General features: G+C 44.3%; 22 protein-coding genes. 14 read left to right on the top strand and 8 right to left on the bottom strand.

Features of this window, described 5'->3' with window-relative positions; genetic code table 11:
* Positions 1 to 27 precede the first annotated feature (27 nt).
* The gene (locus P0M28_RS18725; protein WP_302204202.1) at positions 28 to 2388 is read right to left on the bottom strand and encodes a penicillin-binding protein 1A; all 2361 of its coding nucleotides are present in this window, start codon (positions 2386 to 2388) and stop codon (positions 28 to 30) included.
* 114 nt (positions 2389 to 2502) lie between these two features.
* Positions 2503 to 5139 carry a type IX secretion system periplasmic lipoprotein PorW/SprE gene (gene porW, locus P0M28_RS18720; protein WP_302204200.1) on the bottom strand — a complete coding sequence of 879 codons (2637 nt, stop codon included), beginning with the start codon at positions 5137 to 5139 and terminating at the stop codon, positions 2503 to 2505.
* A gap of 168 nt (positions 5140 to 5307) precedes the next feature.
* Here porW and P0M28_RS18715 point away from each other — a divergent pair, with 168 nt between their 5' ends.
* The 12 genes from P0M28_RS18715 to P0M28_RS18660 all read left to right on the top strand — a co-directional run bounded on the left by P0M28_RS18715 (position 5308) and on the right by P0M28_RS18660 (position 15870).
* Entirely contained in the window at positions 5308 to 6195 is an 888-nt protein-coding gene (locus tag P0M28_RS18715; protein ID WP_302204199.1) for a M23 family metallopeptidase, read from the top strand.
* Positions 6196 to 6209: 14 nt separating this feature from the next.
* Positions 6210 to 6674, top strand: a complete 465-nt coding sequence (locus tag P0M28_RS18710; RefSeq protein ID WP_302204198.1) for a bactofilin family protein — start codon at positions 6210 to 6212, stop codon at positions 6672 to 6674.
* A complete protein-coding gene (locus P0M28_RS18705) occupies positions 6598 to 6861 on the top strand; it encodes an AtpZ/AtpI family protein (RefSeq protein ID WP_302204197.1) in 264 nt (87 codons plus the stop codon). Before P0M28_RS18710 ends, P0M28_RS18705 begins: the two co-directional genes overlap by 77 nt.
* A 6-nt stretch (positions 6862 to 6867) precedes the next feature.
* Positions 6868 to 7275 carry a hypothetical protein gene (locus P0M28_RS18700; RefSeq protein WP_302204196.1) on the top strand — a complete coding sequence of 136 codons (408 nt, stop codon included), beginning with the start codon at positions 6868 to 6870 and terminating at the stop codon, positions 7273 to 7275.
* A complete protein-coding gene (gene atpB, locus P0M28_RS18695) occupies positions 7259 to 8350 on the top strand; it encodes a F0F1 ATP synthase subunit A (protein ID WP_302204194.1) in 1092 nt (363 codons plus the stop codon). The genes P0M28_RS18700 and atpB overlap by 17 nt, the downstream gene beginning before the upstream one ends.
* A gap of 33 nt (positions 8351 to 8383) precedes the next feature.
* Positions 8384 to 8641, top strand: coding sequence for an ATP synthase F0 subunit C (atpE, locus tag P0M28_RS18690; RefSeq protein WP_302204192.1), 258 nt, complete (start codon positions 8384 to 8386; stop codon positions 8639 to 8641).
* Between the two features lie 105 nt (positions 8642 to 8746).
* Complete coding sequence (gene atpF, locus P0M28_RS18685) at positions 8747 to 9241, top strand: F0F1 ATP synthase subunit B (RefSeq protein WP_302204191.1); 495 nt, start codon at positions 8747 to 8749, stop codon at positions 9239 to 9241.
* Between the two features lie 27 nt (positions 9242 to 9268).
* On the top strand, positions 9269 to 9826 hold the full coding sequence (gene atpH, locus P0M28_RS18680; RefSeq protein ID WP_302204190.1) for an ATP synthase F1 subunit delta: 558 nt from the start codon (positions 9269 to 9271) through the stop codon (positions 9824 to 9826).
* 114 nt (positions 9827 to 9940) lie between these two features.
* Complete coding sequence (atpA, locus tag P0M28_RS18675; RefSeq protein ID WP_302204189.1) at positions 9941 to 11524, top strand: F0F1 ATP synthase subunit alpha; 1584 nt, start codon at positions 9941 to 9943, stop codon at positions 11522 to 11524.
* Between the two features lie 99 nt (positions 11525 to 11623).
* The gene (gene atpG / locus P0M28_RS18670; protein ID WP_302204188.1) at positions 11624 to 12499 is read left to right on the top strand and encodes an ATP synthase F1 subunit gamma; all 876 of its coding nucleotides are present in this window, start codon (positions 11624 to 11626) and stop codon (positions 12497 to 12499) included.
* Positions 12500 to 12636: 137 nt separating this feature from the next.
* Positions 12637 to 13338 carry a tRNA (5-methylaminomethyl-2-thiouridine)(34)-methyltransferase MnmC2 gene (gene mnmC2 / locus P0M28_RS18665; RefSeq protein ID WP_302204187.1) on the top strand — a complete coding sequence of 234 codons (702 nt, stop codon included), beginning with the start codon at positions 12637 to 12639 and terminating at the stop codon, positions 13336 to 13338.
* A 177-nt stretch (positions 13339 to 13515) separates the two neighbouring features.
* A complete protein-coding gene (locus P0M28_RS18660) occupies positions 13516 to 15870 on the top strand; it encodes an ABC transporter permease (protein ID WP_302204185.1) in 2355 nt (784 codons plus the stop codon).
* On the opposite strand, the gene P0M28_RS18655 is transcribed toward P0M28_RS18660, so the two are convergent.
* Positions 15871 to 16221, bottom strand: a complete 351-nt coding sequence (locus P0M28_RS18655; protein ID WP_302204183.1) for a DoxX family protein — start codon at positions 16219 to 16221, stop codon at positions 15871 to 15873. It lies immediately after the preceding gene.
* A 111-nt stretch (positions 16222 to 16332) separates the two neighbouring features.
* Positions 16333 to 18033, bottom strand: a complete 1701-nt coding sequence (locus tag P0M28_RS18650) for a GAF domain-containing protein (protein ID WP_302204181.1) — start codon at positions 18031 to 18033, stop codon at positions 16333 to 16335.
* A gap of 278 nt (positions 18034 to 18311) precedes the next feature.
* Here P0M28_RS18650 and P0M28_RS18645 point away from each other — a divergent pair, with 278 nt between their 5' ends.
* The gene (locus P0M28_RS18645) at positions 18312 to 19616 is read left to right on the top strand and encodes a Gfo/Idh/MocA family oxidoreductase (protein WP_302204180.1); all 1305 of its coding nucleotides are present in this window, start codon (positions 18312 to 18314) and stop codon (positions 19614 to 19616) included.
* 92 nt (positions 19617 to 19708) lie between these two features.
* A complete protein-coding gene (locus P0M28_RS18640) occupies positions 19709 to 20305 on the top strand; it encodes a YybH family protein (protein ID WP_302204179.1) in 597 nt (198 codons plus the stop codon).
* Here P0M28_RS18640 and P0M28_RS18635 read toward each other — a convergent pair.
* From P0M28_RS18635 to P0M28_RS18620, 4 genes are all read right to left on the bottom strand, one after another.
* Positions 20253 to 21164, bottom strand: a complete 912-nt coding sequence (locus tag P0M28_RS18635) for a YihY/virulence factor BrkB family protein (RefSeq protein WP_302204178.1) — start codon at positions 21162 to 21164, stop codon at positions 20253 to 20255. The two genes, P0M28_RS18640 and P0M28_RS18635, sit on opposite strands and share 53 nt — an antisense overlap.
* A gap of 189 nt (positions 21165 to 21353) precedes the next feature.
* Positions 21354 to 22109, bottom strand: coding sequence for a LamG domain-containing protein (locus P0M28_RS18630; RefSeq protein WP_302204177.1), 756 nt, complete (start codon positions 22107 to 22109; stop codon positions 21354 to 21356).
* Between the two features lie 284 nt (positions 22110 to 22393).
* Positions 22394 to 24838 (bottom strand): leucine-rich repeat domain-containing protein, encoded by a 2445-nt coding sequence (locus P0M28_RS18625; protein ID WP_302204176.1) that lies wholly within the window; start codon positions 24836 to 24838, stop codon positions 22394 to 22396.
* Positions 24831 to 25724, bottom strand: a complete 894-nt coding sequence (locus P0M28_RS18620; protein WP_302204174.1) for a hypothetical protein — start codon at positions 25722 to 25724, stop codon at positions 24831 to 24833. The genes P0M28_RS18625 and P0M28_RS18620 overlap by 8 nt, the downstream gene beginning before the upstream one ends.
* Positions 25725 to 25730: the final 6 nt, after the last annotated feature.

The following is a 25730-nucleotide window of genomic DNA, read 5'->3' as shown; positions in this document are numbered from 1 at the left end:
TCTTTTAACGTTATTCAGCACTAACTTTTAGAAAATTTCATCCCGGTCAATAATTCGTAGGGAATCTTCTATTTCTAAAGAATCAGCTTCTTCGCCAAAAGAACCGTACTGATCGCAGTCAATTTCAACCGATAACCCGGTACGAGGTCGTTCAAAAGCTCCTTTTTCGTAGTCAAGTCGATCATCGTCGTACACCCGCTTCATGTATTCTACCCAGATAGGCATGGCCATTCGAGCACCTTGCCCCAGTGCTAAAGTTTTAAAGTGTACACTGCGGTTATCGCCACCTACCCAAGCTCCTGATACCAAATCCTTGGTTACGCCCATAAACCAGCCGTCGGAGTAATTGGAAGTAGTTCCGGTTTTGGCTCCTACTTCATTGCCATCTCGGATTTCCAGAGGAATGCCTCGTCCGGTTCCACCGTCTTCTTCGGTGGCTCCCCGTAGCATGTACAGCATTAGGTAAGCCGTTTCTTCACTTAGGGCTTCCCGCGTTTTTACCGGATGATCGTACACCACATTACCATCTTTATCTTCAATTCGGGTAATAAATACGGGTTCAGTCCAGGTGCCGTGATTCACAAAGGTGCTGTAGGCACCCACCATTTCGTAAACGGATACATCTCCGCCACCACCTAGGGATAAACTCGGCACGGCTTCAATATTACTGGTAATCCCCATCCGCTTGGCGTAACTCACTACGGTTTCTGGCCCGAGTCGCTTCATTACGAACGCTGTTACCGAATTGATAGACTGAGCCATGGCTCGCCGAATAGTCATTTTATCTCCCGAATAGCGACCATCAGCATTTTTCGGAGTCCAGGTATCTTCTTCCCCATTGGTATACACACTGAATGTTACTGGAGCATCTACTACTTCGTAGCAGGGTGAATAGCCATTGTCGACCGCTGCGGCGTATACAAACGGCTTGAAAGTGGAACCAGGCTGGCGCTTTCCCTGCTTTACGTGGTCGTACTTAAAGTACTCGTAATTAATACCACCAACCCAAGCTTTAATATGTCCGCTGTATGGGTCCATTGACATAAATCCGGCGTGCAGAAAACGTTGGGTATACTTGATAGAATCAATTGGACTGATGATGGTATCCAGATGATAATCTTCTTTCTCCCAAGTGAACAAGGTGGTGGGTACCGGGGTATTCATCACAATGCTAATGGAATCGTGATCTTTACCGTATCTCTTTTCTAGGCCTTTGTAGCGATGGGTGCGCTTGGCCAGCATATCAATAAACCCTTTAATCTCTTTACCTTTTTCGTCTCGCCAGGGGTTTTCTTTACCCCAATGTTTTTCGAACAGACTCTGCTGGTAACTCATATGCGTTTTAACTGCCTCTTCGGCATGCTCTTGCATCCGGCTATCTAGCGTAGTGTAAATTTTCAATCCATCTTCATCCAGATCGTAACCATGCTCATCAGCCCAGCGGTACAGCCAACGGCGAATTACCGCCCGAAAGTACGTAGCGGGACCTTCGGTATGGCTCTCCACTTTATAATTGAGCACAATGGGCTGAGGAGTTAACGTATCGTACGCTTCTTGTTCCAGAAAGCCATTCTTCCTCATTTGGTTCAGCACCACATTGCGTCGACGCATAGAGTTATTAGGGTTTCGGGCCGGATTGTAGTAAGTAGCAGCCTTTAGCATACCAACCAGTACGGCAGCCTCTTCTACATCCAAATCGTAAGTAGGCTTGTTAAAAAAAGTTTTAGCCGCTACTTTAATACCGTAAGAACTGCCACTAAATTGGGCGGTGTTAAGGTACATCGCCAGAATTTCTTTTTTGGTATAGTACCGCTCCAGCTTCACTGCCAAAATCCATTCTTTGGTTTTGATGATGAGCATCCCTAAGCCGGGAATTTTCATTAGAGGGCCTTCATTTTCTCCCCGAGTTTTAAATAGGTTCTTAGCCGTTTGCTGCGACAGTGTACTTCCTCCACCTTCCAGGCTACTGGCTCCAAAAGTGATCGCCTTTTTAAATACCCCCCAGGCAACTCGACCCATACCTCGCAAATCGATACCGCTATGTTCGGTGAAGCGAATATCTTCGGTGGCCACCAGTGCATTTACTAAATTGGGTGATAACTCCTCGTAAGTCACCGGGCTACGGTTTTCGCGGTAGTATTTTCCTAGTTGCACATTATCGGCCGAGTAGAGCTCGGAGGAAACGTCATTTTTAGGATTCTCCAGGGCTGACCAACTGGGTAGCCCGCCGTACAGCCCCATAAAATCGATGCTTACCGTGTAGATGTAAAGGGGAAATAGAATGAAGAAAGATATAAACGAAAACCAAGCCCCACGCACAAGCCAAGTGTACAGTTGGGTTCGATCTTTTTTCTCAACTTCTTTCTTTGAGGTTTGAGTACTAGCCATCTTCTGCTTCTGCTAATTAAAATTGATTTCTTGGTGGTACGTTGGTTAAGCCTTAATGCTATGTATTTGAGATGAACAAAAATCAGACAAATTTCTTAAAAATTATGGAGTTGATTAGAAGGTGTAATGCTTTTCGAAAAAACGAAGATAATTTTCTATATCCTTAGTGCGGTACAAAATAGGCAGATTATCCTCAGTAATGATAAAATTGCTGGTAATATCACTACGGTCATAGCGGTTAGATTCGGGAATATTATTGAGTGGCGATACATCACTATTAAACTTCGTGAAGTATTGCTGAGCCGTGGACTGATCGGGAAATTCTTCCACAATAATCATCACTTGTCCATCTTCCAGCATCAGATTGGCCGAAGTAAGTTGATCTTCCCCAAAGTGCTCAGCATTAAATGCATCTACTACTTTTGGCAGCGCAGTTGATAGTCGTCCCTTGCTATTATACACTACAATAAAGGAGTGCTTTTGATCAAAAGCAGGAATGAACTTGGCTCCTTGTTGGGCGACTAATTTTTCTTCGAAGCCCTGGGCAGCGGTAAGTAATTCCTGAGCGTAAGGAGTCACCTCACTTTCGGGATGTTCATCTATAAAATTTTGTAAGGCAAACTGATACTCGTACTGACTGCTAAGTTTTCCTGAAATTAGTACTTGCAACAGTTCCATATTATCTACAAAATCATTGTCGTCGTACTCTTGTAAGGCAGACTGCACCAGCGGTTCGGCTTGTTGGTAAGCTCCTTTTTGGTAGAGCCGATATGCCTCTTCGTAAATTTTCTGAAGCTGGGCACTGGCTAAATTGCTTTCTTCCCGGTAATTGGGGTTGCGAATAACCTTCGCAAAAATACTGTCGGGAAAATCGGTGAGTAGCTGATTTTTGTAGCGGGTAGCAGTGGCATCATCGCCTTGCTCTTGGTACAGCAAATATAATTGGTACAGCACCTCCGGTTCGTGCTCAGAAGCCGGGAAGCGGGAAAGCAAAGTTTCAAACGTCTCAATAGCGTTGGCTTTCTCTTCCAAGTCAAAGTTGTAAATGCCACCCAGTTTAAAGTAAGCATCGTCAATTTGCTTAAAAGCGACCTGTTTCTGCTCTTCGGTAAACGGAATATCGGCGTATAGTGCCTGTTTTTCGCCGGCGGCATCAGCTATTTCAGCCGAAGGGTCACCTAACACCGGGTCGGCTACCTCGATGCGTTCTTCGTCATTAGCCGCAAAATTTTCTTCAATAGTTTTATTAGATCGACGCCAGTTATCTTCTAGCTGCCGGTTGCCCCACTTACGAACAAACGCGGTTTGCCCCTGACTAATCGCCGCCGGGCTATAGAAGTACCAATTTTCACCTACCGCCGCCGATGCTGCCTCTTCGCCTGAAGCCGTATCGAACGGATTGGGCGCCGCCCCAAACTGAGAAATTGCTCGTTGTCGCCGAGCTTGGCGGTTAGCCAGTCGCTCTTCAGCTTGTTGCTGCTGTTGTCGTTCAGCGAGCACTTCATCCAAATAAGCACTGAGCTCCAGCGTATCCATCTCAGCTAGTGCCAATAAGCTGTCTTGTACTTTAATAATGGTGAGTTGCTCCACAAAATTAGTCAGAATTTGCTGGCGAGCCGCAATAGCTTCGTATTGAGGTTCATCCTGCGGTAGTACGGCAATGGTGCTATCGTAGTAGGCTTTGGCCAGTTCGTACTTGGCGTATTCGTCGTAGTAAATTTTGCCTAGCTCCCAGTAGCTATACGCCTTTTGCCGATTATTGCTCACGCTGGCTTGCACTGATTCGTTATAGTACTCAATGGCTAGTTCCAGATCGTCTTGCTTCTGCTCAAACTGAGCCATTTCGTAGTAAATTTTGTCGCGGTACTCTACGTTTTTTTGGTCTTTCAGCAGTTTGACGAAGTACTTACGAATCTTCTTAGTATCACTTTCTTTCGAAAGATCGTACACCTGAGCCATGTTCAGGCGGGCGTAGAAGAACAGCTCGTATTCGGGATTACTCTTCAGCACCTCTTGGTAGTTTTGGTACGCTTGAGCATCAAAGCCCAACTCTTGGTAGAGCTGACCGAGAATAAAAAATATCTTGGCTCGACCTTCGGTATTCTTCATAAGAGGAGAGGCTAGCAGCAAATTGCCTACCATCGCATTATAATCTTCGTTTAACTGAGCCAGGTACGCCCGGGTCAGATAAAACTGTATCTTATTCGTACGATTAAGTTTTTCTTTACGTAAATAATCCGATACCGCAACCGCGTTATTTTGCTCATCGGCTTCAATAAAGGTTCGCATAAGTGCAATTAACGCCCGGTGGCGAGCCTCATCATCTTCGCTGTGGGTGTTAACAAATTTGAAGGTTTTGATCGCATCGCCGTAGTTCTGATTGATGGACCGACTTTGCCCTACCAGAATATAAGAATCGTCGGCCCAGCGGCTGTTAGGATGTCGCTCAATAGCGACAGACGCTTTTTTAATACAATCATCGAGCTGCTCGCTCAATCCATTAATCAGATTGGTATCTGGCTCAGGAAATATTCTAAGGGTTTTGTTGTAGTTAACCTCTTCATTATCGGCAATTGCTTGCTGAATTTCTTCCATTTGCAGCCGAGCATAAAAGTAGGCATTATACCGGGCTGTAGTATTATGGTATACACTGGAAACCAGTCCGGTGGCTTCCGGGGCGCAGCCCGAACCAGCCAAAAGAGCCAGCAACCAAATTAGAATGTAATATTTTCCAAATTCTTTTACCTTCAATGGAATAATATTTAGATTTAAAATAAAGCTAACGGACTATAGCTCAGTGTTGAAGGTGTGCAATTTATGTATTCTTTGCTAAATGGTTAGATTTGTTCGTATAGCTTGGCTATAACTGCTTGCCGCGAGCAAAACCTGCCAGATAATTGGATAAATAATGATAATACTTTGAAATCGAAAAAGACATTTGTTAGCCGCTTAACGAACCGATACTTGGTAATTGTTCGGAATGAGGAGGATTTTGCCGAAAAAACCACTCTCACCTTTACTTACGCCAAGTTAACAATGTTCATTGTATCTATCTGCATGATAATTTTTATTATCAGTCTTTTTCTGGTGAACACATTATTAAAACAGTGGTTTGATCCTCGCTATGCTCAGGCCGAAGCAAATCGTAAGCTGATTGAACTTTCCCTGGCAGTAGATTCTTTAGAGCAAGTAGTGGCGCAAAGTAATCAGTTTTTTAATTCGTTTCAGTATATTGTGAGCGGCGATAGTACGTTAGAAACAGAAAATGCGTATTTAGCGAGTATAGATGATCGCTCGGTAGATGGCAACGCAGTGAATGATCAGGCCGAGGGTGACCTTCAACCTTCGAAGATTGATACTGAATTTAGGGAAGAGTTTGAAGAAAGTGGCGTAGAAATGCTAACTTCGGCTTCGTTAGCTCCTTCTAGTCAGTTGGATGAGTTGTTCTTCTTTTCACCCTTGGGGGGAATTATTTCGGCACCGTACAATCCTAAAATTGGGCACTACGGGGTAGATGTAGTATCTAAGAAGAATGAGCCGATTAAAAGTGTTGCCGATGGCACCGTGATTATGGCTTCGTGGACGCAAGACGCTGGTTATGTAATTGCCGTACAGCACCGAAGTAATGTGATATCCGTATATAAACATAACTCAAGCCTGCTGAAGAAAACGGGCGATTTTGTGAGTGCGGGTGATGTGGTAGCTATTATTGGAAACACAGGCGAACTAACTACCGGACCTCACCTGCACTTCGAGTTGTGGTACAACGGAAATCCCATGAACCCTGAAGAATTTGTATCATTTTAAACTTTCAACCCAATATGTTTAACAATAATCAAGATAAAAAACCCCGGATGGAAGATTCAAGCAGCACCAGTAATATTGGTAAAGGCACTACCATTCAAGGAGATATTGTCACCTCTGGCAACATTAGTGTGGAAGGCGAAGTGAAAGGAAACGTGAATTGCCAGGCGAAAGTGGCTTTGGGGTCATCTTCCTACGTAGAAGGCAAGGTAATGGCTGAAAATGCTATTATTGCCGGAGAAATTCAAGGATCGATTGAAGTGGGCGAACTTCTTACATTGAAGCCTACCGCCGTTATTCACGGTGATATTACCACTAATAAACTAATTGTAGAAGCTGGAGCTACCTTCAACGGTTCGTGCCGCATGGGAGTTTCGGTGAGCGACAGCGACCTTTCCTATACCGATGAACCCGAAACAACCACCGACGACGAATACGCCGAACCCGAATCAGAAGAAGAAGCCCAATCACGCACAATTTAGCGCGTACGTTAAGTACTCAGGGCTGGCCTTTCAGATGATTGCCGTAATGGGGCTAGCCGTTTGGGGTGGAATGCGCCTGGATGATTCATTAGATAATCGCTTTCCTATTTTTGTAGTGGTCTTTGGCCTACTGGCGTTTGCTGCCTCGCTTTACGCGCTAATCCGCGGCTTGCCGAAAAACGAATAATTTCCGATGCCTCGTTCTCACCTAACCCAACTGGTAGTGCTTGCTCTTGCACTCGCTGTTATCATTTTTGTACTACAGCACCTTCAAGTTCCTTACCTTCACCCAACCGCCATTTATTGGGTTCCTTTCTTTTTAATTATAAACGGGCTAGCTTCCTTAGTCACGCTTCGATCCCTGCAAAAAGATCAGCAGCAAATGATTCTCACCTATCTGGCTACCACCGTTTTTCGCCTGCTTATTAGCGTCGCAATCATATTTTTTGCGCTTATGCAAGACGTACCTCACCGAATTACGTTTGTTATCAATTTTGCCGTTTTGTATTTAGCCTTTCTGGGGTTTGAAATCTATGGTTTGTTGACTAACTTGCGCGCGCATTTGGAAAAGGATACCGATCAACATGGGGAAAGCCAGTAACCGCACAATCACAGCCGTACTTTTTACTTTTTTACTTACTATACTCTCTACTTCACCCACTTGGGCAGCTGATGGAGAAGCCGACCCGGAAACCGAAGGGTCTACTGAGTTCATCTTCCACCACGTAAAAGATGCCTATGAGTGGCACTTTATTACTATTGGGCATACCCACGTTACGCTGCCACTACCACTCATTCTTTACTCTCCCGATCGGGGGTTGGAAGTATTTATGTCTTCTAAGTTTTTAGATGAAGACCATAACTACGCGCCTTACAATGGCTACATGCTAACTGATGATGGTGGGCACCTAGAAGCGGTAGACGAAGGGCGCACCTTCTACGATTTCTCTATCACCAAGAACGTATTTGCCATGTTTATTAGCGTGGCAGTGATGCTCATTATCTTTCTATCGATTGCGAAGCGGTACAAAAGCGATCCGCGTACTCCGCCCAAAGGATTGCAATCGCTGCTAGAACCTATTATTCTGTTTGTGCGCGATGATATTGCCCGCCCCCTGATTGGCGAAAAAAAATACAAACGGTTTATGCCCTACTTGCTAACCGTTTTCTTCTTTATTCTGATCAATAATCTACTAGGATTACTACCTGGTGCAGCTAATGTGACCGGAAATATTGCAGTAACATTTGTGTTGGCATTTATCACCTTTTTAATTACCCAGTTCAATGGAAATAAAGGATACTGGAAACACATTGTTGCTACCCCAGGGGTACCCTGGTGGCTATTGCCGATTATGATTCCTATTGAGATTGTTGGTCTATTTACCAAGCCATTCTCCCTAATGGTTCGTTTGTTTGCTAATATTACGGCGGGCCACATTATTATTCTGAGTTTGATTGGTCTAGTTTTTATTTTCAAAAGTGTTGCGTTAGGTCCGGTGAGTGTGATTTTCGGTACTATCATGACTTTCTTAGAGTTGTTGGTGGCGTTCTTACAGGCGTATGTATTCACGCTGCTTTCCGCCATTTACTTTGGCGGGGCAGTGGAGGAACATGATCACGAGCACGAACATGATGAGAAGATGCCCGAAATGCAGCAAGACTCAGCCATGGTTTAAAATTTTGTTCAATTCATATAAATGTTTAACACTATGTTGTTAGCTCTTTTACTACAAGCAGCGGAAGCTGCCGCAGGTTATGGTTTGATGGGTGCTGGTATCGGTGCCGGAATCGTTGCGTTAGGCGCGGGTCTGGGTATTGGTCGCATCGGTGGCTCTGCCATGGAAGCAATTGCCCGTCAGCCGGAAGCCACTGGCCGTATCCAAACTGCTATGATTATCGCCGCTGCCCTAATTGAAGGGGTTGCCCTCTTTGGGGTAATTATCTGCCTAATCATTGCGACTGCTTAAATGAATGGACACCCGAAGACCGCGTTAGGCGGCTTCGGGTTCTTTAAAATTTCTGTTGAGACACAAGATTTTGTGTCTCTGTCAGTATCAAAATAAAACAATACTATGGATTTAATATCACCTGCTTCGGGACTCATTATCTGGCAACTGCTTATTTTTCTGGCAGTGCTGTTTATTCTGGGCAAATTCGCCTGGAAGCCTATACTAAATGCCTTAAACGAGCGAGAATCTTCTATTGAAGAGGCACTGCTATCGGCCGAAAAAGCCAAAGAAGAAATGAAGCAGCTACAAGCTAGCAACGAACAGCTACTAGCCGAGGCTCGCAAAGAGCGAGAAACTATGCTGAAGGAGGCTACTTCAGCAGCCAACAAAATTAAGGACACCGCTCGGGAAGAGGGAGAAAAGGAGCGAAAGCGCATGGTGGAAGATGCTAGTTTAGAGATAGAAAGTCAGAAAAAGGCGGCACTGGCTGATGTGAAACAGCAAGTGGCTGCTCTGTCGGTGCAAATTGCTGAAAAGATTCTTCGGGAAAACTTGCAGGGTGAAACCGCTCAGAAATCGTACATTGATAAGTTGGTGAACGATCTTAACGAAAACTAAACGCAAGTATTTATTTGATTATTACTTATGACAGATTCTCGGGTAGCGTCGCGTTACGCTAAATCATTAATAGAACTGGCCATTGAGCGAGATGCCTTGGAGGAAATCTACCAAGATATGCAGCTCTTTGCTCAAACGTGTCAATCTAACCGCGATTTTCAGCTAATGCTAAAGAACCCTATCATTAATCATGAAAAGAAAAAAGCAATACTTTACAAGATCTTTGATGGCAAGGTAAATCAGGCAACACTAGCCATTTTCGATATCATTACGCGCAAAAACCGGGAAGCTATTTTACCGTCATTGGCTGATGAGTTTATCCATCAGTACCATCATTACAAAAACATCGACGAAGTTACGGTGACTTCATCGGTTCCGCTTACCCCTGATTTGCGACAAAAGCTAATCAGTAGTATTAAAGAACGCACCGGACACCAAGTAGATTTAACCGAAAAAGTTGATGCTGATTTGATCGGAGGTTTCGTACTGCAAATTGGTGATCGGATGATGGACAACTCAGTAAAGTCTAAGCTCAAAGCACTACAATACGAATTTACCGACGAAAGTTACATAAAAGGATTTTAACAAATACAAACGAAAGGTGAAGGGTAAAAGGTATAGGGTGGAAGGTATAGAATGTAATAACCTTCTACCGTACATCTTCTATCCTCAACCCTTTACCCTTAACCATTCAAGAATATGGCAGAAGTAAGACCCGACGAGGTTTCCGCAATACTACGCGAACAACTATCTAACTTTAAAACCGAGGCCGAGCTTGAAGAAGTAGGCACCGTCCTTCAGATTGGTGACGGGGTAGCCCGAATTTACGGACTTACCCACGCTCAATCGGGTGAATTGCTGGAATTTGAAAACGGACTGAACGCTCTGGTACTTAACTTGGAAGAAGATAACGTAGGTGCCGTACTTTTAGGGGAGCAAGATGATATTAAAGAAGGCGATTCAGTACGCCGTACCGGTCGTATTGCTTCCATCAAAGTAGGTGAAGGCCTGGTTGGCCGGGTGGTGAACACCCTAGGCGAACCGATTGACGGGAAAGGTCCTATTCAAGGCGAGGTAATTGAACTTCCGCTAGAACGTCGGGCACCCGGCGTAATTTATCGCCAACCAGTAAGTGAGCCTCTTCAAACCGGTATCAAATCTATTGATGCAATGATTCCGATTGGTCGCGGACAGCGAGAGCTGGTAATTGGCGACCGCCAAACTGGGAAAACGGCCGTAGTAATTGACACAATTATCAACCAGCGGGAATTCTACGAAAAGGGCGAGCCGGTGTATTGTATCTACGTAGCCTGCGGACAAAAAGCTTCTACCATAGCTGGGGTAGTAGCTGCACTAGAGAAAAATGGAGCGATGGACTATACTACCGTAGTGGCGGCTACTGCTTCTGATCCGGCTCCAATGCAGTTTTTTGCTCCTTTCACCGGAGCAGTTATTGGGGAGTACTTCCGCGATACCGGACGTCCGGCACTGGTAGTGTATGACGACCTTTCTAAGCAGGCGGTAGCTTACCGCGAAGTATCACTATTGTTACGTCGTCCTCCCGGGCGAGAAGCGTACCCCGGAGATGTATTTTACCTGCACTCTCGCTTGTTAGAGCGCGCAGCTAAGCTAAACGATAACGGTGAAATCGTAGCCCAAATGAATGACTTGCCCGATGCCATCAAACCGATGGTGAAGGGGGGAGGGTCATTAACAGCACTACCCATTATTGAAACCCAAGCTAGCGACGTTTCAGCCTACATTCCAACGAATGTAATTTCTATTACCGATGGGCAGATATTCCTGGAAACTAACCTATTTAACTCGGGAATTCGCCCCGCAATTAACGTAGGTATCTCGGTATCGCGAGTAGGTGGCTCAGCACAGATTAAGCCGATGAAGAAAGTAGCGGGAACACTTAAACTGGATCAAGCGCAATTCCGGGAGTTGGAAGCATTTGCTAAATTTGGTTCTGACCTGGACGCTGCTACTCAGCTTACCATTGACCGAGGGCAACGTAACCAAGAAATTCTGAAACAACCTCAGTATGCTCCGGTATCAGTAGAAGATCAGGTAGCCATTATTTACGCCTCTACCAGCGGCTTATTAGATAAAGTGCCGATTGATAAAGCGAAAGACTTTGAGAAAGAGTTTTTGTCGTACATGAACGCTCAGCATAAAGATACGCTAGATGCTATCCGTTCGGGCAAGTGGGGAGAAGAGCAGCAAGCAACCATTAAAAAAGTTGCCTCCGATCTAGCGAAGAACTACAAACAACAATGAACAATTAGCAATGTGCAATGAACAATTTAACGGTCGTAACTCTTGCCGTTATTTTAGTCAATTGCACATTGTTCATTATTCTCTGCTAATTGAGAAAAAATGGCTAGTTTAAAAGAAGTTAAAAACCGGATTGCAACGGTTAAATCTACTCAGCAGATTACCAAAGCCATGAAAATGGTAGCGGCATCTAAGCTTAGAAAGTCGCAAGACCGTTTGTTACAAATGCGTCCGTACGCTCAGAAGCTAACGCAACTGTTAGCCAATGTTTCTTCTAATTTAAGTGAAGAAAACGTGAGCGAGTACGCTCAACCGCGCGACGTGAAAAATGTATTGTTGGTTACCTTCTCATCAGATCGGGGACTTTGCGGAGCTTTCAATGCGAACCTTTTTCGGAACACTCGGCAGTTTATTGCTGCTGAGTACGAGTTTTACGAGCGTAATGAGCGTTTATCGGTTATGACAATTGGACAGAAATCATTCGATTACTATAAACGCCGGGGCTACACTATTATTAATGACTATAAAGATCTATTTTCTGCATCTACCTTCGAGAATGCTCGTCATGCTGCTGAGTATGTGATGAAGCTTTACCAAGAAGGTGAGGTGGATAAGGTGATCTTGGTGTACAATCAGTTCAAAAATGTAGCTACTCAAATTCCTACTTTTGAGCAGTTTCTGCCGATTGAAGATACGAACGACGAAGATCAGGCGAGTAATATTGATTACATCTACGAGCCTTCGGAAACGTTTATTGTAGAAGAATTAATTCCGCAGTCTTTGAAAGTGCAGTTTTACAAGGCGATGCTCGAGTCGAACGCGGCTGAGCAGGGTGCCCGCATGACTGCCATGGATCAGGCCACCGAAAATGCCGGAGAGCTGCTGAAAGATTTGCGACTTACCTACAACCGTACGCGCCAAGCCGCCATTACCAAAGAAATTCTGGAGATTGTAGCCGGAGCAGACGCACTTGGCTAGTCCAAATATGCTAAATCATTCAGATTAGCCACGTTGGCCTCGCTAGGGTGGCTTTCTATTTAGAGCCTCATGCTATTTTGTTAACTCTTGTCCTTCGCCCTAGTTAAGTTAGGAGAAACAACCATAATTTCTATCGTATGTCTGCTCTTCAGATTCTCGAGACGGGAGATGGCTCTTATACCCTGCTCAACACCAACTTAGACGAAACTTACCACTCTCGGCACGGAGCGTTACGCGAGTCCAAGCACGTGTTTATTCAGCATGGGTTACAGCATTGGTTGGAATTGCATCCGTCCGACACGGCCATAAAAATATTAGAGATTGGATTAGGAACGGGTCTGAATGCTTGGCTCACGATGCTGGAGGCCGATAAACTTCCTCATATTCAGTTTCAGTACACTACACTAGAACCTTATCCGATTGCGGAAGAAATTCTTCAGCAACTCAATTATATTCAATCTGAACCGCAAAAGCAGCAAGCGTATTTCAAAGCAATTCACCAGGCTGATGAAAACCAAATGGTTGCACTAACTAGTAACTTTTCCCTGGAAAAGTGGCCGATTGAATTGCAAAGTGTCAAATTTAGTGGGCATTATGATCTCATCTACTTCGACGCATTTGCTCCCAATAAACAGCCTGAACTCTGGGAAAAACCTATTATTGAGAAAGTTACCAATTTATTATCCTCCGAGGGAATATGGGTTACCTACTCAGCGAAGGGGCAATTAAAGCGTGACCTAAAGTCGCTAAGTTTGCAGGTAGAAACATTACCAGGCCCTCCCGGTAAAGCTGAAATGGTGCGAGCGGTAAAGTTTAAAACTGAGAAAGACATATTGTAGCTTCGCTATGTTCGCCCTCGTACAAAAATGTCCGCATCTGAACAGCTAAAAAATGGCTAAACATGGTTGTAGCTTTCTTCTGGACATTGGCATAGCTTTTTCTTAGCTATGATTAATGACTGATGAAGAAGCATCGCTCATTATCCATTAATCATCACTCATTAGCCATTACTCGTTATGCTTCGTAATTACCTCCTGACCGCACTCCGTAGTTTTGCTAAGAAAAAAAACTATACTTTCATCAATATTCTAGGCTTAGCCATCGGGCTTGCCAGCAGCTTCCTCATTTTTCTATGGGTTCAGAGCGAATACCAGATAGATCGTTTTCATGCTAACGGGCAAAGGTTGTATCAGGTATTGCGAAATGTGCATTACGCCAGTGGTCCAACCCTTACTTACCAGACAACTCCTAAACCGCTGGCGCAAGCATTAGAAGACGAATTTCCGGAGATTAAAGCAGCGGAATTAATCTCTTGGGAAGAAGAGTCATTACTTGCTTACGATGAAAATAGCTACCGTGAGCAGGGCAACTACGTGGGAGAAGATTTCTTTGAGATATTTTCTTATCCGCTTACGGAGGGCGACCCGGCTACGGTGCTTAACGAAATGAATGCTATTGTGATATCGGAAACAATGGCGCAGAAATATTTCGGCGATCAGAGTGCCGTAGGTAAAATTCTTCGCTTTGAAGATCGGGAAGATTTGCGAGTGAGCGGAGTGTTTCGCGATATACCGAAGCAATCCTCCATTGACTTTGACTTTGTGCGACCGATGAAGCGATTTATCCGCGATAATAGTTGGGTAGAAGATTGGGGTAGCAATGGTCTTCGTTTGTTTGTGCTGGTCGCTGCCCAAACTGACATTACCCAACTGAATAGTAAAATCAAAGATATAGTCGATGAACGTCAGACATACGATGATGCTGATGTCTTTCTTAAGCCCTACGCTGACCGCCACTTGTACAGCAAGTACGAGAACGGACACCTGATAGGTGGGCGAATTACGTATGTGCGGATTTTCTCGGTAGTAGCCGTATTTATGCTGATAATCGCCTGTATCAATTTCATGAACCTCGCAACGGCTCGGTCTGGTCAGCGAGCGAAAGAAGTTGGGGTACGCAAAGCCATTGGCGCCAATAAAAATTCATTGATCGGTCAGTTCATGACCGAGTCAACCCTGGTGGTATTGTTTGCTCTTTCGCTAGCTGTGCTGCTGGTAGAGCTATCACTTCCTTTTTTCAATCAGCTCACCGATAAAAGCATCACCATCAATTATCTTGACCCCACCATACTCAGCATGGCTGCGGGCATTATTCTATTCACTGGACTACTGGCCGGAAGTTATCCCGCTTTATTTCTGTCCTCTTTTCAACCCGCCCGAGTGCTAAAGGGAACCGTACAGAAGAGTCAGGGAGCAGCACTCTTTAGAAAGGGCTTGGTAGTCTTCCAATTTGCCGTATCTATTTTGCTGGTAATCGGAACCATCATTGTATACGAGCAGGTCAATTACATCCTAAATAAAGACTTGGGCTTAGAGAAAGAAAATGTGATTTATACCTACCGGGAAGGTGCTCTCCTCGATCAGTACGAAACCTATAAACAACAGCTTATGCAGCAACCCGGAATATCAGCAGTAACGTCCAGTAGCCAAAGTCCGCTTAGCGTAGGTCGCTCTACCGGAAATGTTGAGTGGGAAGGAAAGCAGCAAGATGATGATATGGAATTCATGATCGTTAACGCGGAATACGATTTTGTATCAACCATGGGTATGAGGCTTAAGGATGGCAGATATTTCTCCCCTGATTTTTCTACGGATACTACGAACTATGTTATCAACGAGGCGGCTGCCCGAGCTATGGGTTTAGTCAATCCGGTAGGTGAAGGCCTAACTGTGTGGGATGAGTCTGGGAAGATCATTGGCATAGTAGAAGATTTCCACGCGGCCTCACTACACGAGCAGATTGACCCACTCATTATGCGTTTAACTCCAGATGATACGTATCTTATATTTGTTCGTACCGAAACCGGAAAAACTGCCGAAGCACTCGCTAGTATGAAAAAAGTTGCCGAAGCGATTAATCCAGCCTATCCGTTTGAGTATAAGTTTTTAGACCAAACCTTTCAGGAAGCGTATCAGCGAGAAGAAACGATTGGCAAGCTATCTACTATTTTTGCCACGCTAGCTATTCTTATTTCTTGTTTGGGATTATTGGGGTTAGCTTCCTTCACTGCCGAGCAACGTACTAAAGAAATTGGCGTGCGTAAGGTACTGGGGGCTTCAATCACTCACTTAGTTTGGCTTCTGTCCAGTGATTTCACCCGACTAGTAACCATTAGTTTCGTAATTGCCAGCCCAATCGCTTATTATCTGATGAGACAATGGCTGCAAGACTTCGAGTACCAAGTAGAATTATCGGTAGGAATTTTTGCTTTAGCAGGCATAGCCGCTTTACTCATCGCTTGGCTAACGGTCGGCTATCAGTCGATACGAACTGCCCGGGCTAATCCGGTAGATTCCCTCCGAAGCGAGTAACTAGGCAAACTGATACGCCCAGTAGATCAGTACAAACTGTAGCGGGATTCGCAGCCAAAGTGCCCAAGCCGGAATGCTCCCAAATTTCTCAGATTGCAGCATGTAAATGTGAGCCGGAAGAAAGACCAGCAACATGAGCATAATGCCCCAGGCAGATAATTCTCTCGTTTCTTCAAACAGTAATCCTACCCCGAAAGCAATCTCAAAAAAACCACTAATCAGCACCAATGCTCTGGGGTTTGGCAAATAAGGTGGAATTACCGCTTCGTACATGTTGGGCTTTACGAAATGAAATATACCGGCTACCACGTACAAGCCAGCCATTGCGTGCAAACTGATCTCACCTTCCATTCGGCCAAGATACCATACTTGGCTCAACAATAACAAAAAAGATGACGGTAGTCATGCACCAAGAGAAATAAGCACTTGGTTGCTTGGGTAGATAAACAACCTGCTGACTGTCTAGGCTTCTTGTTGAGTAATTTTATCTTTCAATTCCTGAATAATCTGCTGATATTCTTTTTCTTTTCGAGTCATTTCTTCCTGGGTAGCCGATAGCTCCTCCATGTTTTGTTGCATCTCCTCCTCTTGCGACCGCAGCTCTTCGGTTTGCTGCCGGGCTTCTTCTAAAAGAAGCCGAGTTTGATTGTTAATTTTAACCTTCGACAGCGTAGTGGCAATTTGCTCTCCTAGTTTGGCCAGCAGCTCAATTCGGTACTCTTCAAACGCTGAGAATGAAGCAATTTCAAATACACCGTAGCAGACATCGTTGCTAATTAGCGGACAGATAACAATGTAGTTTGGTGGAGATTGGCCTAAACCCGAGGTGATGCTGACATGATCTTCAGGTATCTCATTCATCACCGTAATTTCCTTCTCCAAAAATATTTGACCAATTAGCCCCTCACCGGGTAAAAAACTACTCTGTATAAATTTCTTTCTTCCGTAGGCGTAAGATGCCGTAAGTTTTAGTACTTCCTGATCCTCTTCTGTTTCCAGTAAAAACAGTACACCTTGGTTAGCATTAAAGTATTTTACTAAGAACTGAATAATAGCATCGTGCAGCTCATCTTCGTGCTTAGCCTCCCTTCGTAAGATATCACTCAGTTGAGCCTGTCCGTTCGTTACCCAATTTGTTTGGCGGTCTTGTTCGGCTACCTGCTGTAGCTTATTTCGCATTTGCAGTAGCGAATTACCTAGTAAGTCATTTTCACTGGCGGGAGTAAACTCATGGTCAAAGTTACCTTCACCAATTTCAACGGCAAACTCGCTAGCCCGCTCCAAGTTAGAGCTTAGTATTCGGGAAGCATCAATAACTTCATTAAGTTCGTCATGAGAGGCTTCTATATTTTCGTTTAATTCTCCCTTGGCCATTTTCTTGAGTAGATTGGTAGGCTGAGCGATTGATCTTCGTAAGCTTCGTATTAAGGTAGTCGCCACAATAATCACTAAAATATTGGCCACAATGGCTACCAGTGTAACAATAAGATTAGATTGGTCAATGTTCCGCGTTGCACTGATATTATCTTTTCGTAGTAGCTCTTCTTGCGCCTTTTTCAAGGGCATCAGGTAGTTTCTGAGTGCTTTCCTGGCTGGCGACGCTTTCGTAACAATAAGCTCATTCAGTTGGTCAACCAATTGCTCACGTTCGGCTATCTTTCGCTGAACATCTTCTAGGGGAATATCTGCATTAATCATAGAAGCCGCACTAATTCCCTTCAAACGACTCTCAAAAAACTTGTCTATTCCTTCCTGTATTGTGTTGTATTGGTCAATTATTATTATCGCTTGGTCAACCGCTTGTTGGTGTTCCTCTACTTGCATTAGCTCCCGAAGTTCAGATAGATTCTCCACAGCAGGCTCTATCTGTTCTTTCCATACAGCTTTTCTTTCTTCTTTAAAATCATTTTTGCCCGTCATCAGATAAGCTCTTTGCGATGCGGCTACTCGATTGGCACCACTGATAATTTCCGATGTAGCGATAGGTACCTGAATCCGGAGCGTTTGTATGGTGTTTAGTACGCGCTGGGTGCTCTTACCAAGAAAGTATTGGGTAACCGATGTGACAATAAGTACTAATACAGAAATAGCTACTAAAGCCACAACTTTATCCTTGATTCGGTGTAAGTCAATGAGCTTTCTCGATTTCTCTGAAGGGGTCATCAATGTTGCAGTCTAATAACGTTTTAGGATTACTAAAACTAGTATTCAAAGGTGAAAGGTTAAATTCACTTATACATTGTTATCAAAAGTCTGTTCTTACCTTGTAACTTTTTATACCTTTTTGAAGTAAGGCAGTCAAATTTTGCTTTTGTAAGAGCACGCATTTAACGATAGCCTAAAGTCAGTAATCTTGCTTCTTACGCCTTGGGCAAAGTACTTTTCATTTTGCAAAAATCCTGTGTATCTTCGTCATAAACCATACACAACCTACATTCTGGATGAATCGACGAGACTTTATTAAATCTAGTGCGGGGGCTACCGCCGGAGCTAGTTTGGCTTATTCGCCTTTCTCTTTACCTTCTCCTTCCCAAAATAAAAAGTATACCACCGCCCTAATTGGTAGTGGTTGGTGGGGCATGAATATTCTTCGCGAAGCCATCGCGGCTGACCGATCTAAAGTGGTTGCTCTTTGCGATGTAGATCAACGCCAGCTCGATCAGGCTATGGAAGAAACAGGAAAACTTACCAGTGATCGCCCTAAGCGTTATACCGACTACCGAGAGTTACTGGCGGCTGAGAAGCCCGAGATCGTTATTGTAGCTACCCCCGATCACTGGCACCCGCTGCAAACCATTGCGGCAGTAGAAGCCGGGGCGCACGTGTACGTAGAAAAACCTATCGGGCATACTGTTAACGAAGGCAAGGCAATGGTGCAGGCGGCTCGGGCCAACAATCGTATGGTGCAGGTAGGTACTCATCGTCGGGTTTCGCCTCATAACATTTCTGGAATGGAATTTTTGAAGTCGGGGCGAGCCGGAAAAATTGGAATGGTACGGGCTTTCGTCCACTATCCTGGAGGAGCTGGAGAGATTACGCCTAATTCTGAACCTCCGGCTGGTTTAGATTGGGATATGTGGTGCGGCCCCGCTGCGTTAGTTCCCTACAATGAACGCATTCACCCTAAGGGATTTCGACATTTTCTGGAGTTTGCCAACGGGCAGATCGGCGACTGGGGTATCCATTGGCTGGATCAGGTTTTGTGGTGGACGGAGGAGAAAGCACCTAAATCAGTGCATTCGGTGGCGGCTCGCCATATCAGAGAAGACAGTACCACTGCCCCCGATACACAGGTAGTGAACTATGAGTTTGAAGACTTTACTGCCGTTTGGGAACATCGGCAGTACGCGGCCAACCAAGCTGAGAAACACAATATCGGTTGCTACTTCTACGGAACTGAGGGCACCTTCCATATGGGTTGGTTGGACGGTTGGACGTTTTACCCCAGCAAAAAAGGCGGTGAAATTATTCACGTTGAACCGCAGTTGCGCGACCCAGATAAACAGAATATTAAAGAGCTGTGGACTGACTTCCTATCGTCTATTGAGAGTGATAAGCTTCCGGTTTGTGATATTGAAATCGGCCACCGTTCTACCAATATGAGTTTGTTAGGAATGTTGTCTCACCAGCTAGGGCGAAGCGTTACCTGGGATGATGATAAAGGAGTAATTCCAAATGACCCCGAGGCCAATGCCCTATTGCAACGCAAGTACCGCGATCCGTGGGAGTATCCTAAAATCACCTAGAATAGAGTGGGAAAAGAACATACACGTAAGTTGCCGACCACAACTTGCCAGAACTCACAGTGAAATTTGGTAGAACTATTAAATCATAGCAAATGCTTGCTATTAGAACCTATGTATCTCTTTTCTTGCTATTGGTCAATTGCACATCTCAACCTGAAGAAGTACCGTTAACCACTGCCACCAACGACGAGCAAGCCATTACCCAAGTGAGTGCTGCCCGAGCTGAAGCTTTCAACCAAAGTGATGCGGCGGGCATTGCTAAGTATTTTACCAGTGATGCTCTTCTGATGGCTCCCGGTAAATCAGTAATGGTCGGGCGGGATTCAGTGCAAGCATACTACCAAGCTATTTTTGATCAATACCAACCGGTACTGAAAAGCCATTACGAGGAAGTCTCAATTGAAGGAGATTTAGCCTACGGACGAGGTGAGGCTACTGTGACTCTGACTCCGAACGAGGGTGGTAAGCCGACTACTTCTACGTCTAAATATTTGAATATTCTTCGCCGCCAGCCTAACGTAGCTGGAAGACCACCCACGATATTTGGAATAGCAATGCTACAGAAACTAAGTAATGCTCTTACTTTCAGTAGAATTCTTGGCGATTTCCCTCAAGCAACTGCCTCCGAGCAGGTAGTTAATCACCCATTTCTACTTCCTTGGTCACCACCCGTACCGAATGTTTTTTAGGAGTAATTCGCTCGCCCAACTTGGCGGCGTATACCCGAGTAAACATGGCCCCTACCAGTAATAGCAGCGAAGAGTAAAATACCCAAATTAAAATACCCGCCAACGAACCGGCAGCACCGTAGGTTGAGGCTACGCGGGTATTGGCCAGTAGCAGACCGATCAGAAACTTGCCAATAGTAAATAAGATACCCGTTACTAGCGCACCTACGCTAACGTCTTTCCAACGAACCTTGGCATCAGGCAGAAACTTAAAAATCAGTGCGAAGATCAAAGAAACAATCATTAGTGATGCAATACCACTCGCTACCTGAATGATGTATACTGTAAATTCATTGATGAAAACTGAATTAAGAAAATCGCGGAAGATAGATGTTAAAGCATCAATAATTAATGATACCAATAAAAGAAAACCCAAGATGACGATGAGTGAGAAGGATAGCAGTCGGTCACGTAGGAATTTAATAACCCCCTTCTTAGGCTTTGGCTTTACTCCCCAGATGGTATCTAGTGCCTTCTGCACAAACCCGAAGATAACCGTAGCACTTATCAGGAGAAAAATAATACTTAGAATATTGACGAAGAGGTTAGACGTATTCCAACCTCGGTTCTGAATAATTTTGATAACCTCTTCGGTACTGGCTGCGCCAATCAACCCTGAAACCTGGTCAGCCAACTGGTTTCGCACTAGTTCTTCATCTAAAATAGTACCCAGCGTCTGAGCAATAATAATAAGGACTGAGGGTAGAGAGAAAACCGTGAAAAAAGCAATAGCTGCTGCATATACTACCGGATCATGTTCCTGTAGTTTCTGAGCAGTTTCCCGTATTAGCATCCAGGTATCCTTAAAAAATAGCTTCATTAAGTTTAGGTATCATTGTCTCCCATAACACCTTCATAAACTAAAGAGTTTTTGGCTAAGCTCTTGAAAGCACACTCGCAAAACAATACTTTTATAAAATATTCCTAATGGGTGGTATTTGAGTAGTATAAAATAAAAAGGCTAACCAATAAGCATTAGCTAGCCCCTTAACAAGAATTATGATTTTAGTTATTTACTAAAGAGATACTCTACCTCATTACTGGTAAGTACTTTACCATAGATTCTGATTTCATCTAATTTACCTAGTGCGCCTTGAGTACCATTGCCAGCATCAAAGTTACCAATTACTGTTAACGGATGGTCAGCATTGCTGAAATCCGTTGTTTCCATTACCAAGGTCTTATCTACATACAGTTTAGTCTGGCTACCATCTTTGACTAGTACGATATGATACCACTGCTTCTCTTTCAGCACATAATCTGACTGCTGGAAACCCGGGGCATACGTACCAATCTCCCCTTTGCTGCCATGGTTGTCTGAATGACTCACTAACAGGTGATGACGACTATTATTGCCGTACAACAACGTGTTCCAAAAGCTTTCGGTCCCTTCATAATAGTACCACATAGATACCGAAAGTTGTTCATTAGCGATGTCATCGATATCGAGTGCATCGCTTTTGCTGGTGAGACGGAAAGCCTTGTTGGTGTTACCCGAACGATCTGTAGCAAACTCACCTCCAGTAGCCGTAGCGTGGTGGTTGTTACCACTCTCATCATTCGTATTTCCATTGAATGGATAATAGGCCAATAACCCCGTTTTAGTGGATACTGAGTCATTTACTACTCTCTCCTCCTCTCCAACAGATGTTGTATCCGAGGAAACACCTGAATTCATCTCTTCAAGAGTGGGTTCTTCACACGCTGTAGTGAATGTGACTACTCCTATAGTGAACGAAAGGAGCCAAAAATCTAATTTCTTCATTGCAATTTTAGTTTGTTGATATTATGCAATATAATATATTATTAATACAAATTAATATATTGTAAGTTCTATGCTAACACTGCAAAATTTACAGCCGATAAACAGCTAATGGGGTGAATAGAAGGTGGTAGAACGAATATACCTAGAGAAGAAAAGATGTAATAAACACGTTGATGCTAGCAATACAGCCCTTCTTAGGATGGTACCAGGGCTAAAGAAGGAGCAATATTAACACATACCCTAGGTAAAACGGAATAGCTAGAATGGGTTCTTCTCTTTTAAGGCTAGTAATATACTACCTCACAGTCGGGGTGGGCCTGACGAAACTTTCTCACCTCTCGTTCCGAAATCCGAGTATTGTAGCAACGTAGCATCTCTAGCTGGTTCAAGTCACGAAGATGCTTCAGTTTCTTCACATCGGTATTATAGCACTCCAACTGTCGCAAGTTAATTAGGGAAGAGAGGTGTTTCAGCTTGTCTACCTGAGTGCCCGAACATTTCAGTGTTTCTAATGATATCATATCCCGCACTGGGCGCAAATCTTCTACCGGGGTGTTCTGAAAGTCGAGATAAACCAGGTCAGTCAGGGAAGAAAGTGGTTCTAAGCTACGAATAGGATTACGAGCGCAGATTAACGCCCGAAGGGTTTGCATATCACTCAAAGGCGACAAGTCAGCCACCCGGGTACCCGTAAGCGTTAGCTCAGTTAACCGAACAAATTCGCTTAGCGGTGCCAGGGAGTTAATTCGGCTATTATCTTCAATTGTCAGTGAACTCAAGAACGCCAATTCGTGTAGTTGCTCTCGGTCAGGAATATCGCCTACCACTACTTGTTCCTTCAATTCTTTTTTCCAAGCCGGAGAGAGTGCGTTCCACCACAAACTCAGTTGCTCAGTTTTATAAATAACGATGGTTTTGGGATGCTCCCGAATAAACTGCCGGATTGTATCCGGCTCAATAGGAGTGTTTTCGCAACTAAGCCGCTGGATACCCGAGATGCTATTAAGTGGCGAAAGACTGCGAACTTGGGTTTGGTCAAAATTCAGTATCTTAAGATTACGGGCACTGCTCAGCGCTCCAATACTATCCACTTCAGTACCTGCCAAGTTTAGTTGCTCCAGGTTCACCATCCCTTCCAGTGGCGTTAGGTCGCGAATATTAGTATTTTGGCAGCGCAATATTTTGAGGTTGGTTAGGGCTGCCAGCGGTTCCAACGTTTGCACCGAAGGATGGTCACTAATGTCTATCTCCGCCAAGTTAGCCACTTGAGCCAAATTTTCTTTATTAACCGTTTCTAACGACACATATTTCCCAAAAATCTCTTGCCACTCAGGGGCTAGGGCTTGCCACCAGTCTAGCATCTGCTCGGAGGCATAAATAACCAGCACTTGGGGGTTAATTGCCATAAAGCGGTTAGCTTCAGGTTTCTTAATCGGCGTATTATCGCAGTATACTTTTTGCAGTTTAGGCAAACCATTTAATGCCTCGAGGTTCTCAACAGGAGTATTATTAATGACGAGGGTTTCCAGATTAACCAGTGCCTGTAGCGGTGCTAGGTTTATTACCGGAGTATTTTCCAGGTTGAGCCAGGTAACGCTGGCCGTACTTGCTACCGGTTGCAAATCGCTAATACTGGTTTCAGAGGCATCGAGGTAAACCAACTTACGCATAGAAGCCAGCGGTTCTATGCTGGTGATTGCCGTGCTGGCACAGCGTAGATCTTGTAAGCCCTTCAGTACAGGTATCTGGTTCACGTAGGTGTGGCTACAGTACAGCTTCTCTAGCTTGGTAAAATTGGCTAATACGCTCAGGTCACCAACGCGCGTATGCTCACAGCTAATTTCTCGCAGGCTAGTGGCGTATTTTAGCGGTGATAAGTCTGATACTGAGGTTTGACTACAATCAAGCACCTCCAGTTTGGTGAGATTCCGTAGCGGGTACAGATCATCCAGTCGGGTATCAGAAATATTCAGGTAGCGCAAATCAATCAGTTTGCCCAGTGGCTCCAGACTGTACACTGCCTGATTGCCCGAAATATCAATCTCATCTAATCTCACAATTTCTCGCAGCATTCGGTAGTTAACCGAGTCCCAATCTTGAGCACCAACTTGGGCTTTGAAAAACTGCTGCCAAGGGGTTGATACTTCCGACCACCAATTGGCTAGCTCTTCCCGCTCACTGAGTTTGGTGGTATAGATACTGGCAATTTTTAGGTCTTTTTCTGACTCATTCAGATTAATCTCTACGTAGCGTATCTGGTTAGCATTTACTGTATCGCCATCTACAGTGGTACCTTGTAGATTGCGACTCAGCGTTACTCGGAAAAATTTCTTACCATTGTTTACGTAGTAGCTCACATCATCTACGCTCAAATCAAATTTGGCCTCCTGAAAGAAAAAATCAATATCTTTCAGATAGGCTTGTACATTTTTATTGGTGACCACACTGCGGTCTTCGGCCAGATCATCTTCAACTTGCACATCCTCATCGCGGAAAGCTTTTAAATAACTTTGGGTAATAATGGTTTCTTTTTGCTGGGTAGTTGCCTCGGGATTACCCAGAAAGTTCATCATGTACTCCAGAAAAGACACTAGCTCCTTCGACTGTTCTTGGTACTCAGCAATTGCCTTGGGCGAAAGCTCATTTCCGGTTGACTGAGCGATAAGGAGAGGGCAAGTAATTACGCTTAGCCAGAATGACAGTAAGGTAGCAGCGAGTCGCTTATTCATCTTCGTAAAAAATGTACTTAGTCAATAGCTCCTTTTCCTGGGGTGTTGCTTCGGATAAATCGGCAATGAGCCAACCACGATTGTAGCCGGGCCGATTGAACTTCGCTAGCTGAAAGTACCAGCCGTCTACTTGAAAGAAATGAAACTTAACGTTGTTAACTGTTTCGAAACGTAAGTTAGAGTTTTTAATTTCATAGAGCAAGATTGATAAATAATCAGGCTGATACCCTCGGGCCAAAAATTGGTCTAATTTTTCTTTGTTATCCTGAAACACCCTCCGTAGGTTCATAAAATCTAGTTCATGGCTCATAGGGTGGAGAAAGGGCATTCCTCCGGTAGTATCGCTATCAAACAGCTTAGCAAACGGGGGGAAATACGCTTTGGCAAAAATCCACTTCGACCCTACTTTTTCTTCTTGCAGTCGCAAGAATAGCGTCGCTTCCTGCCGTCTTCCTTGGTAATTGAACTGAGCTTTTACTTCGGCAAACCATTGCCCTCCGTGAAAATTCAGATAAGTAGGGCTGGAAGAATTATTGACGGTTTTAATAAACGCTTGTTTTTCAGTAGCCGATATTTCACGGGTTTGGTTATCAAATAAGTTTTCTAAGTATTTCTGACGCAGCTTGGGGTTGCGGTAGTCCTTATCGCCGTTGTAGTAGCGTTTTCCTTCAATATCTTCTTCACCATTAAACCGCCGAAAAAATTGGTTTACTTGCTTAGTCTCGGCGTATAGCACATCTTCGTCACCTAAATATTCGCCAATGCCCTGAGCCAAAAGAAGATTATTGCCACAAAGCAATACACCTACTGAATACACGATAAAAAAGACTACGTTTCGGCAGTTGGCCTCCGGTAGTCTTACCAAGAACTTTTCACTATTATGCATCAATGT

Origin of the sequence: Tunicatimonas pelagia, from assembly GCF_030506325.1 — a bacterium.
GTDB lineage: Bacteria > Bacteroidota > Bacteroidia > Cytophagales > Cyclobacteriaceae > Tunicatimonas > Tunicatimonas pelagia.
The sequence above is the reverse complement of the archived record's forward strand: the minus strand, read 5'-3'. Positions and strand labels throughout refer to the sequence as shown.